This window comes from Bradyrhizobium xenonodulans, assembly GCF_027594865.1.
Taxonomy (GTDB): Bacteria; Pseudomonadota; Alphaproteobacteria; order Rhizobiales; family Xanthobacteraceae; genus Bradyrhizobium; species Bradyrhizobium xenonodulans.
In genome coordinates, this window is sequence record NZ_CP089391.1 from 2689723 (window position 1) to 2701255 (window position 11533).

Sequence of the window (11533 nt, forward strand, 5' to 3'; positions counted from 1 at the left end):
AACGGAAAACCACCATGTACCTGGAAAAATTCAAGCTGAACGGCAAGACCGCGTTCATCACCGGCGGCGGGCAGGGCATTGGCCTTGGCTGTGCGGAGGCGCTGTCCGAGGCCGGTGCCAAGGTCATCATCGGCGACCGCGACAGCAAGGTCGCCGACAGCGCCAAGGCCAGCCTGAAGGCGAAGGGCTATGACGTCGAAACCGCGGTCATGGATGTCACTGATACGAAGCGCGTCGCCGAGGTCGCGAACGACCTCGTCGCCCGCCACGGCAAGGTCGACATCCTCGTCAACAATGCCGGCATTGCGCGCAGCGAGACGCCGGCCGAGACCGTCACCGACGAGCACTGGCTCAACGTCATCGACGTCAATCTCAACGGCACCTTCTGGTGCTGCCGCGAATTCGGCAAGCACATGCTGAAGGCCGGAAGCGGCGCCATCGTCAATGTGGGCTCGATGTCCGGCTTCATCGTCAACAAGCCGCAGGAGCAGTGCTTCTACAACGCCTCCAAGGCCGGTGTGCACCATCTGACCAAGTCGCTCGCCGCCGAATGGGGCGCGCGCGGCATCCGGGTCAACGCGGTGGCGCCGACCTATATCGAGACGCCGCTCAACGCCTTCGTGAAGAGCAACGCCAAAATGTACGACGCCTGGATCGGTGGAACCCCGATGGCACGGATGGGACAGGTCGAGGAGATCGCCTCCGTCGTGCTGTTCCTCTCCTCGGAGGCCGCGAGCCTGATGACCGGCAGCATCGTGCTGGTGGATGGCGGCTACACTTGCTGGTAGGCTTGCGTCACGATTGACGAAGCGACCGGGAGCGACAATGCCGCGAGCCTATATCGGCGTCGACGTAGGGACCACGAGCACGCGGGCAGGGGTGTTCGACGAGGCCGGCACTCTGCTTGCGACCGCGCGGCATCCGATCCGGATCTGGCACGAGGCCGGCGATATCGTCGAGCAGTCGTCGCAGGACATCTGGGAGGCATGTGCCAAATCGGTGCGGGCGGCGATGGCGGAAGCAGCAATCGCGCCCGACAGCGTCGGCGGCATCGGCTTCGACGCCACCTGTTCGCTGGTTGTGCTCGACAGGCAAGGCGAGCCGCTCACCGTCAGCGCCTCCGGCGACAAGCAGCGCAACGTCATCGTCTGGATGGATCACCGCGCCACTTCCGAGGCGCGGCTGATCAACGAGACCGAGGATGCCGTGCTGCGCTATGTCGGCGGCTCGATCTCGCCCGAGATGGAGATGCCGAAACTGTTGTGGCTGAAGCGGCACATGCGATCGAGCTTCGATGCCGCCGGTCACTTCTTCGATCTGGCAGACTATCTGACCTGGCGCGCGAGCGGCTCGCTGCAGCGCTCGACCTGCACGGTCACCTGCAAGTGGAACTACCTCGCGCATGATGGCGGGGGCTGGAGTGCGCCCTTCTTCAAGCGCATCGGCCTCTCCGATTTCGTCGCCGAGAGCTACGCCCGCATCGGCACCGACATCGTCGCGCCCGGCACCCGGCTCGGCGAAGGCCTCACCCGTGCCGCCGCGGCCGAACTCGGCCTGTCGCCGGGCACGCCGGTTGGAGCGTCGCTGATCGACGCGCATGCCGGTGGCATCGGTGCGATCGGCGGTCGCGACGGCTCGGACGGCACGACCGATGTTTCCGATCGCCTGGCCTACATCATGGGAACCTCGGCCTGCATCATGGCGACGACCAGGGAGCCGTGCTTCGTGCCGGGCGTATGGGGGCCTTATTACTCCGGCATGGTACCGGAGTTCTGGCTCAACGAAGGCGGCCAATCGGCTGCCGGGGCGGCGATCGACCATCTACTCAAGTCGCATCCCGGCTTCGGCGAGGTGCGTGCGGCGGCGCGCAACGAAGGCCTCGACCTCATCGAGTACCTGGAACGCCGCATCATCGCGCGCTCGGGCGACGCGAGCCGCGCCGCGCTGCTGGCGCGCGACGTCCATGTGTTGCCCGAATTCATCGGCAATCGTTCGCCCTACGCCGATCCGGATACCCGCGCCGTGATCGCGGGCCTCGATCTCGATACCGACGTCGCCTCGATGGAACGGCTGTTCGTCGCCGGTCTCTGCGGCCTTGCCTATGGACTTGCCGAGGTGATCGAGGCCTTTGCCGCGCATGGCGTCCGTTCCAGCATCATGATCATGGGCGGCGGCGCGAGCCGCAGTCCTTTGGTGCGGCAGATCATGGCGGACACCACGGGCCTCACGGTGGCGTTGCCGCAGACCAAGGAACCGGTGCTGCTGGGTGCCGCGATGCTGGGGGCGGTGGCCGGCGGCGCCTATGCCTCGATCGGGCAGACCATGGCTAAGATGTCGGCGCTGGGCGGGAAGAGCGAGCCGACCGCGCCCGATATGGCCGCCTTCCACGCCCGCAAGCGCAACGTGTACAGGCTGCTGCGCGACGTTGACCGGAATAGCCGCGCCGCGATGGGCGACGTCGCGAGAGGTTGAAGGACATGCTGATTTCCTGCGGCGATGCGCTGATCGATTTCGTCCCCACGCGAAACGCCGACGGGCGCGAGGCCGTGATGCCGGCGGTCGGCGGCTCCTGCCTCAACGTCGCTGTCGGCATGGCGCGCCTCGGTGCGCCGACCAGCTTCCTCGGCGGCATCTCGACAGACATGTTCGGGCAGATGATCGCCGATCATGCCGCGGCCTCGAATGTCGAGCTTGGTCTTTCCACCCGCACCGACCACCAGACCACGCTCGCCTTCGTCCGCATCGTCGCGGGCGAGTCGCATTACGCGTTCTACGACGCGGAAACCGCGACGCGGAACTGGACCTATCGGCGCGGGACAATTCCGTTCGCGCGTGTCGAGGCCGTCCATGTCGGCTCGACCACACTCGTCAACGATCAGGGCGCCGCCGAGACCAAGGCGCTGATCGCGGATGCACAGGCGTCGTCGACGATCTCTTTCGATCCGAACTGCCGGCCCAATCTGGTCAAGGACAAGCCTGCCTACGTCGCACGCATGGCCGAGTTCGCCGGCTACGCCGATCTCATCAAGATGTCGGATGTCGATTTCGCCTATCTGTTCGGGGATGAGCCTTATCAGCAACGTGCGACCGCGCTGCTGGAGCAGGGCACGAGCCTCGTCGTCGTCACCCGCGGCAACAACGGTGCGATCGCATGGCATGCGGGGGCAGGGCAGATCGAGGTCACAGCGCCGATGGTCGCGGTTACCGACACGATCGGCGCGGGCGACAGTTTTCAGGCGGCGCTGCTGTTCGCTCTGCACAAGCAGGGACGTCTCGCGCGGCAGCAGCTAAAGGGCATCAGCACCGACGAGCTCCGCCACGCGCTGTTCTTTGCCGCCAATTGCGCCGGCCTGACCTGCACCCGACCGGGCGCCGATCCGCCCTGGAGCCACGAAGTCGCGTGGAGCGTCTAACCCGGCTCCGCGTTACAGCCGCGCCACGACCTTCTCGGCGCATTTGAGGAAGATGCGGATCAGCGGGCTCTGCGAGTCCCGCCGCCAGCACACCGCGATATCGAGGGAATCGGCTGCTTCGCGCAGCGGCCTGAACACGATGCCGCGTGGCGCGCCAAGCTTGGCGCAAGCCGGCACGATCGCAAAACCTTCGCCGGCGAGAACCAGGCTCATTGCCGAATGCACTGTCTCCACCCGGCTCGCGATCGGCATCACGATCTGATGTCGGCGCAGCAGGGCTGCGACTGCGGAGGAGGCGGGGTCTTGCTCCGGCGGCGGCAACGCAATCAGCGGGCGGCCTTGCAGCCGGGCCATCGGCACGGCGCCGAGGCGCGCGAGCGGCGAGCGGGCGGACATCGCCAGCATGAACGGTTGTGCACCGATCCGCGCTACCTGGATCTCGGGATGATTGATCGCGGGCATGCACAGGGCGACCGTGACGCTGCGGTCCAGCAGCAGCGCCTCGCGGGTCGAGGCGCTGAGCTCGGCGAAGTCGAGGTCGACGCCGGGAATGGACCGCCGCAGCTCGGGGATCAGGCGCGGCAGCACCGCATTCGCCAGCACGAACATGTAGCCGACGGCGATCCGCCCGCGGCTGCCGGCCGCGACGGCGCGCGCAGCTTCGACGCCGTCGGCCGCAAGTGCCAGCGCCTCGCCGGCGCGCGCCAGCAGGGCCTGGCCCGCCTCGGTCAGGTCCATGCCGCGCGTGCCGCGGCGGAACAGCGGCGCGCCGACCTCCGCTTCGAGCTTGCGGATCTGGACCGAGAGGGGTGGCTGCGCCATCCGCAGCCGCTCGGCGGCCTTGCCGACGCTGCGCGCCTCGGCCACGGCGACGAAGTAGCGAAGCCTGCGCAGATCCATTGGCATACCGAAAATGTATGGGTTGATCATCAAAATCGTATTGGACGGCGAGTTAACAAAACTGTCATTCTCGCTGTCAATATCCTTGGGCCAACGGCGGCCCGCCTCGGAGCGTGATGTGACGATGAACGGCGATCCCTGCCTGCTGTCCGCAACCGAGCTACGCGCCCTCATTGCCGCAAGGAAGATTTCCCCCGTCGAGATCGTCAGCGCCGTGCTCGCCCGCGCCGAGGCGCGCCAGCCAGAATTGAACTGCTTCATCACCCTGTGCGGCGACGAGGCGATGGCCGCCGCGCGCGAGGCTGAGCGCAAGGTCATGGCCGGCGAGCCGCTCGGCCTGCTGCACGGCATCCCCGTCACCGTCAAGGACATCGTCAACACCAAGGGTGTGAAGACCACCTTCGGTGCCGTTCCCTACAAGGACAACGTGCCGACCGAGGACGCGGTCGCGGTCGCGCGGCTGCGCAGCCAGGGCGCGATCCTGATCGGCAAGACCACGACGCCGGAGTTCGGCAGCAAGTGCCTGACGGACTCGCCGCTGTTCGGCCGCACCCGCAATGCCTGGGACGCCTGCCGCTCCTCCGGCGGCTCCAGCGGCGGCGCGGCGGTGGCCGTGGCGAGCGGCATCGCGCCGCTTGCGATCGCGACCGATGGCGGCGGCTCGACCCGGATTCCCGCCGCCTGCAACGGCGTGGTCGGGCTGAAGCAGAGCAATGGCGTGATCCCGCACAGCCAGGCGCTCGACGTGTTCGGCAACCAGACCTATGTCACGCCGACGACGCGGACCGTCGCCGACACCGCGCTGATGATGCAGGCGATGGCGGGTGAGGATGCTTGCGATCCCTGGTCGATCGGCGTTCCCGTGCCCGACTTCGTCGGTACGGCCGCCCCGCGCGGCGATCTGCGCGGGCAGCGGATCCTGTACTGCCTGACCCCGCCGGGACGCCCGGTGTCCGCCGAAGTCGCAGCCAGTTTCAGGGCGAGCCTCGACCGGCTGGCCAGGCTCGGTGCCGAGCTCGAGGAATTTTCCGGCGACGGTTTCGACATCGAGCCGATTTGGCGCGCTATCAACCACACGGTCTGGCGCACGCGCTTTGCAAAGCTCGCAGCCGAGCACAGGGACGAGCTGAGCGAGGCCTTCCTCAAGCAGCTTGCGCTCGCCACCGAAGTCAGCGGCGTCGACTATCAGGAGGCGATGTTCGCGCGCACCGCGCTGTTCCGCCGCGTGCAATCGCTGCTTGCGCGCGGCCACTTTCTGGCGATGCCGACCCTCACGCGCACCGCGCTGCCGATCAAGCAGGATCTGTTCGGCAGCATCGAGATCGACGGGGCGCATTTCGACAGCGTCCGGCCGCACTGGTTCCCCTGGACCATGCCGTTCAACATGACCGGGCATCCCGCGATCAGTCTTCCCTGCGGCTTCGCCCGTGACGGTCTGCCGATCGCTCTTCAGCTCGTCGGCCGCTTCCGCGAAGATGCGGACTTGCTGCGCGTGAGCGCGCTGTTCGAGGCCTCGAGCGACCTGCTGTCCCGCTGGCCGGAATGACGAGATGCGCATGCAGCAAAGTCCTTGCCTCCGGCGTCTGGACATGTTGATCGTGCCCGGTAGCCCTGACTCCGAGCGCGCATGAGCGTATTTGTCCTCCGACGTGTCCTGACCCTGCTGGCGACGCTGGTCGGCGCGTCGCTGATCATCTTCCTGGTGCTGGACGCGCTGCCCGGCAACGCCGCGCAGATGCTGATGGGCGCCGACGCCTCGGCGGATGCGGTCCGCGCGCTCACCGCCAAGCTCGGGCTCGACCAGCCGCTGGCGGTTCGCTATCTGCACTGGATCAAGGGCCTTCTCGTCGGCGATCTCGGCAACTCCTATGTCTACGGCACGCCGGTTGCCGCCCTGATCGCGGAACGGCTGGTGCTGACCATTCCGCTCGCGATCATGGCCATGACGATCACGGTGACGCTGGCGCTCTCGGCCGGCATCTACACCGCCGCCAATCACAACAAGCTCGGCGATGTCGGCGTGATGTCGCTGACGCAAGTCGGCATCGCGCTGCCGAATTTCTGGTTCGCCATCCTGCTGGTGCTGCTGTTCTCGGTGCGGCTGCAATGGCTCTCGGCCGGCGGCTTTGCCGGCTGGGAGGACGGCATCTGGTTAGGGGTGAAGTCGCTGCTGCTGCCGGCGATCTCGCTCGCCGTGGTGCAGGCCGCGATCCTCGCGCGTGTCACGCGCTCGGCGGTGCTGGAAGTGCTGCGCGAAGACTTCGTCCGCACGGCGCGCGCCAAAGGGCTCGGCAAGCGCGAGGTGTTGTGGAGTCATGTGCTGCGCAACGCCATGATCCCGGTGATGACGGTGATGGGGCTGCAATTTGCCAATCTGCTCGCCGGCACCATCGTGATCGAGAACGTGTTCTATCTGCCGGGGCTCGGCCGGCTGATCTTCCAGTCGATCGCCAACCGCGACCTGATCGTGGTGCGCAACTGCGTGATGCTGCTGGCGGCCATGGTCGTGATCGTCAATTTCGTGGTCGACGTGCTCTATGCCTTCATCGACCCCCGTATCAAGGTGCACGACCTGTGAGCGCGCCCCTGACCATCGACGCGCCGGTCGCAACGCGGCCGCTGCCGGCCCGGACCTTCTGGCGCCGCGCGCTACGCCATCGCAGCTTCGTGCTCGGCGGTGCGCTGAGCCTTGTGGTGCTCGCTTCCGCGCTGCTGTCGCTGGTGTGGACGCCGTATTCGCCCTATGAGATCGACATCGCGTCAAAACTCCGGCCGCCCTCGGCGGCGCATTGGCTCGGCACCGATTCCTTCGGCCGCGACATCGTCTCGCTGCTGCTGGCCGGCGCGCGCTCCACCATCATGGTCGGCATCATCGCGGTGAGCATCGGTCTCACCTTCGGCGTCTGCCTCGGCCTGATCGCCTCGGCCAGGCGCGGCTGGACCGAAGAGATCATCATGCGCTTCTCCGACTTCACCTTCGCCTTTCCGGCGGTGCTCTCCGCCATCATGCTCGCCGCGGTGGTGGGTCCGGGCATGGTGACCTCGATCGTCGCGATCGGCATCTTCCAGATTCCGACGCTGACCCGGCTGACGCGCGGCTCGGCCAACGCGATCTGGGCGCGCGAATTCGTGCTGGCCGCGCGCGCCTCGGGCAAGGGCAAATTCCGCATCACCGTCGAGCACGTGCTGCCCAACATCCTGTCGATCCTGATCGTGCAGGTCACCATCCAGTTCGCGCTCGCGATCCTTGCCGAGGCCGCACTGTCCTATCTCGGTCTCGGCACGCAGCCGCCGCAGCCGTCCTGGGGACGGATGCTGAACGATGCTCAGACGCTGCTGTTTCAGTCGCCGATGCTTGCTGTGTATCCAGGCGCTGCGATCGCGATCGCCGTGCTCGGTCTCAATCTCCTTGGGGATGGATTGCGTGACCTGCTCGATCCCAGACTGGCGCGGGAGCGGTGACGATGGGCGAGCGCTCAACCATGCCGCTGATCGAGGTTGAAAATCTCGGTGTCCGTCTCAACACCAGCCGCGGCCCGGCACTGGCCGTGCGCGGCGTCAGCTTCGCCTTGAAGCGCGGCGAGACGCTCGGGCTCGTCGGCGAATCCGGCTGCGGCAAGTCGGTCACGGCGCTGTCGCTGATGGGCCTGTTGCCGGACAGCGCGGTCGTCACCGGCAGCATCAAGCTCGACGGCAGCGAGCTCGTCGGCCTTGCGGATGCGGACTATTGCCGCCTGCGCGGCAACCGCATCAGCATGATCTTCCAGGAGCCGATGACCGCGCTCAACCCGATGCACACGATCGGCAACCAGGTTGCCGAGCCGCTGCGGCGTCACAAGAAATATTCGGCGGCGCAGGCGCGGCGCGAAGCGATCGCTTTGCTCGACCGCGTTGGACTGCCCGATCCGGCCAGGCGCATCGACGCCTATCCGCACCAGTTCTCCGGCGGCCAGCGCCAGCGCGTCACCATCGCGATGGCGCTCGCCTGCGAGCCGGACCTGCTGATCGCGGACGAGCCGACCACCGCGCTCGACGTCACCATCCAGGGCCAGATCCTCGACCTGATCGCCGACCTCGTCGAGGAGCGCGGCATGTCGATGATCCTGATCTCGCACGATCTCGGCGTCATCGCCGAGAACGTGCAGCGCATGATGGTGATGTATGGCGGCACGGTCGTCGAGAGCGGGCCGACCGACGAGGTGTTCCGCCGCATGGGCCATCCCTACACGCAGGGCCTGTTCCGCGCCCGCCCGAAGCTCGGCGCGCGCAAGGGGACGCGGTTGACGACGATCGCCGGAACGGTGCCGGAGCTTGCTGACCTTCCGGCCGGCTGCACCTTCTCCGAACGATGTCCGCTCGTGATCGATCAGTGCCGCGCCGCCCTTCCGCCGATGGTCGAGGTCGGCGCCGGTCACGGCGTGCGCTGTGTGCGCACCGATGTCTCGATGGCCGCGAATGTCGGAGCGCTGTCCGCATGAGTACAGCGCCGCTTCTCGATGTGAAGGATCTCGAGCAGCGTTACACGCTGCCGCGCGAAAGCCTGTTCCGTCCGCCGGGGCACGTGCGCGCACTCAACGGCGTCAGCGTGCAGGTTGCCGCCGGCAAGAGCCTTGGCATCGTCGGCGAGTCCGGTTCGGGCAAGTCGACCTTTGCACGGGTGGTGATGGCGCTGGAGCGGCCGACCTCGGGGCAGGTGGCACTGCTCGGGCGCGATCTCAACCAAATCTCGGCCGACGAACTGCGCCGCGCCCGCCGCGATTTCCAGATGGTGTTCCAGGACCCCTACGGATCACTCGATCCGCGTCAGACCATCGCCCGCATCGTCGCCGAGCCGCTCACCGTGCTTGACGATGCCGACCGCACCAAATTCCGCGAACGCGTCTCCGCGGTGCTGCGGCAGGTCGGCTTGCGCGAGGCGGACATGGACAAATACCCGCACGAGTTCTCCGGCGGCCAGCGCCAGCGCATCGCCATTGCGCGCGCGCTGATCACGCAGCCGAAGCTGATCGTCGCCGACGAGCCGGTCTCCGCGCTCGACGTCTCCGTGCAGGCGCAGGTGCTCAATTTGATGCAGGACCTCCAGGAGCAGTTCGGCCTCAGCTACATCCTGATCAGCCACGACCTTGCCGTGGTCGACTATCTCTGCGACGAGGTCGCGGTGATGTATCTCGGCCGGATCGTCGAGCAGGGCCGGCCTGAGGATCTGTTCGAGCACTGCGCCCATCCCTACACCCGGGCGCTGCTCGATGCCGTGCCGCGGGCGCGCGCCGGCGGCGTCCGGCGGCGGCGCGGGGCCCAGGCCATCGCCTCGCAATCGGCGGCCGCCACCGGCTGCCCCTATGTCGCGCGCTGTCCGCTCGCCGACCAGCATTGCCGCGAGGTTCCGCCCTTGCTACGCAAGGTGGGCGAGGGCCATCTTACCGCCTGTCACAAGGCGGAGGCGGTGATGGCGTTGCCGCAGGCGGCCATGGAAGGTTAGTGTCCCCCATGGAATTGGCGTAGGCTGGGATCAAGAGAAGGCCGGGGAGTTACGCATGTTCAGGAAACTATCGATCGTCGCATTTGCCGCCGCGCTCGCCGCAGCACCGCTGCCGGTCATGGCGCAGAGCAAGAAGGACAGCGTCGTCATGGGCATGACGCTGGAGCCGCCGGGCCTCGATCCCACCAATGCCGCCGCTGCCGCAATCGCCGAGGTCACGCTCTACAACATCTACGAGACCCTGACCAAGATCAACGAGGACGGCTCGACCTCGCCGCTGCTGGCGGAGAGCTGGACCGCATCGCCCGACCTGAACACCTATACCTTCAAGTTGCGCAAGGGCGTCAAATTCCACAATGGCGAGGCGTTCGATTCCGCGGCGGTGAAGTTCTCGTTCGAGCGCAACGCCGCGGCGACCAGCACCAACAAGGACAAGAGCCTGTTCCAGGCCTTCGAGAAGGTCGAGGCGCCCGACGCCGACACCGTCGTGATCACGGTGAAGTATTCCGAGCCGAACCTGCCGTTCCTGATGGGACAGGCGAGCGCCTCGATCGTCGAGCCGAAGAGCGCGGCGACGAATGTCACGCAACCGGTCGGGACCGGACCTTATCAGTTAGGAGCCTGGGCCAAGGGCTCCTCGCTCACCCTGACCAAATGGGCCGACTATCGCAACGCCGCCGCGGTCAAGCTGTCGAAGGTGACGATCCGCTTCATCTCCGATCCGGCCGCCCAGGCCGCGGCGCTGCTCTCGAATGATGTCGACGCATTTCCGCGCATCGCGACCCGCGTCGTTGCCCAGTTCAAGGCCGACCCGCGCTTCACGGTGCTGATCGGCGGTTCCAGGGCCAAGACCATCGTCGCGATCAATGAGCGGAAGAAGCCGCTCGACGACGTCCGCGTTCGCCGCGCCATCCTTGCTGCGATCGATCGCAAGGCATTGATCGACGGCGCCGTCGAGGGGTTCGGCACGCCGATCGGCAGCTTCTACACGCCCGGATCGCTCGGCTATGTCGACACGACAGGCATCAACCCCTTCGACCCCGAAAAGGCCAAGAAGCTTCTGGCTGAAGCCGGCGTCACCACCCCGCTCGAGCTGTCGCTGAAACTGCCGCCGCCGCCCTATGCGCGGCAGGGCGGCGAGATCGTCGCGGCCCAGCTCGCCAAAGTCGGTATCGTCGCCAAGATCGAGAACGTCGAGTGGGCGCAGTGGCTGTCGCAGGTGTTCGCGCCCAACGGTCCGCACAATTTCGACCTCACCATCGTCAGCCATGTCGAACCGTTCGATCTCGTCAAGATCACCGAGTCGGACTATTATCTTGGCTACAACAACGAGGCGTTCAACGCGCTCTACAAGCAGATCGTGTCGACGCCGGAAGAAGCCGCCCGTGCCAAACTTCTCGGCGACGCCCAGCGCATGCTGGCCACCGACGCCGTCTCCGCCTACCTGTTCCAGCCGCAATGGCCCACGGTCATCAACAAGAAGCTGAAGGGCGTCTGGAAGGAAGTCCCGCAGTTCGAGAACGACTTCTCGGCGTGGGCGTGGGAGTAGGGGTGCATTGTTGCGCCCTCTGCCCCTTGTGGGAGAGGGCGGCGCCGTCCAAAACAAAAACCTGAAAAACAACCCCATGCACAGTAGCCGGGGGTAGTGATTTCAATGGCTTGTGCGGGCCGCTCAATGGCCCTGCGCTGCGCCCGTGATGACGTTGACCCGTCGGGCAAAACGCTGGCAGAATGCCGTCAT

At 66.6% G+C, this 11533-nt stretch carries 10 protein-coding genes; 9 read left to right on the forward strand and 1 reads right to left on the reverse strand.

Annotated elements, in window-relative coordinates; genetic code table 11:
- Nucleotides 1-14: 14 nt before the first annotated feature.
- Genes I3J27_RS12535 through I3J27_RS12545 form a run of 3 tightly spaced genes read left to right on the forward strand, consistent with a single transcriptional unit; the run spans nt 15 to nt 3413 of the window.
- A complete protein-coding gene (locus I3J27_RS12535; RefSeq protein ID WP_270169513.1) occupies nt 15-788 on the forward strand; it encodes an SDR family NAD(P)-dependent oxidoreductase in 774 nt (257 codons plus the stop codon).
- A 37-nt stretch (nt 789-825) separates the two neighbouring features.
- Complete coding sequence (locus I3J27_RS12540; protein WP_270169514.1) at nt 826-2472, forward strand: FGGY-family carbohydrate kinase; 1647 nt, start codon at nt 826-828, stop codon at nt 2470-2472.
- Between the two features lie 5 nt (nt 2473-2477).
- Complete coding sequence (locus I3J27_RS12545; RefSeq protein WP_270169515.1) at nt 2478-3413, forward strand: carbohydrate kinase family protein; 936 nt, start codon at nt 2478-2480, stop codon at nt 3411-3413.
- A gap of 12 nt (nt 3414-3425) precedes the next feature.
- Here the strand turns inward: I3J27_RS12545 and I3J27_RS12550 are convergent, their stop codons facing one another.
- On the reverse strand, nt 3426-4313 hold the full coding sequence (locus tag I3J27_RS12550; protein ID WP_270169516.1) for a LysR family transcriptional regulator: 888 nt from the start codon (nt 4311-4313) through the stop codon (nt 3426-3428).
- Nucleotides 4314-4437: 124 nt separating this feature from the next.
- Between I3J27_RS12550 and I3J27_RS12555 the strand changes: the two genes are divergently transcribed.
- From I3J27_RS12555 to I3J27_RS12580, 6 genes are all read left to right on the forward strand, one after another.
- Nucleotides 4438-5859, forward strand: coding sequence for an amidase (locus I3J27_RS12555; protein WP_270172717.1), 1422 nt, complete (start codon nt 4438-4440; stop codon nt 5857-5859).
- Nucleotides 5860-5940: 81 nt separating this feature from the next.
- A complete protein-coding gene (locus I3J27_RS12560) occupies nt 5941-6891 on the forward strand; it encodes an ABC transporter permease (protein ID WP_270169517.1) in 951 nt (316 codons plus the stop codon).
- A complete protein-coding gene (locus I3J27_RS12565; RefSeq protein WP_270169518.1) occupies nt 6888-7775 on the forward strand; it encodes an ABC transporter permease in 888 nt (295 codons plus the stop codon). Before I3J27_RS12560 ends, I3J27_RS12565 begins: the two co-directional genes overlap by 4 nt.
- A 2-nt stretch (nt 7776-7777) precedes the next feature.
- Nucleotides 7778-8791, forward strand: coding sequence for an ABC transporter ATP-binding protein (locus I3J27_RS12570; RefSeq protein WP_270169521.1), 1014 nt, complete (start codon nt 7778-7780; stop codon nt 8789-8791).
- A complete protein-coding gene (locus I3J27_RS12575) occupies nt 8788-9792 on the forward strand; it encodes an ABC transporter ATP-binding protein (RefSeq protein ID WP_270169524.1) in 1005 nt (334 codons plus the stop codon). The genes I3J27_RS12570 and I3J27_RS12575 overlap by 4 nt, the downstream gene beginning before the upstream one ends.
- A 55-nt stretch (nt 9793-9847) precedes the next feature.
- Entirely contained in the window at nt 9848-11341 is a 1494-nt protein-coding gene (locus I3J27_RS12580; protein WP_270169526.1) for an ABC transporter substrate-binding protein, read from the forward strand.
- The last annotated feature ends 192 nt before the right edge of the window (nt 11342-11533 follow it).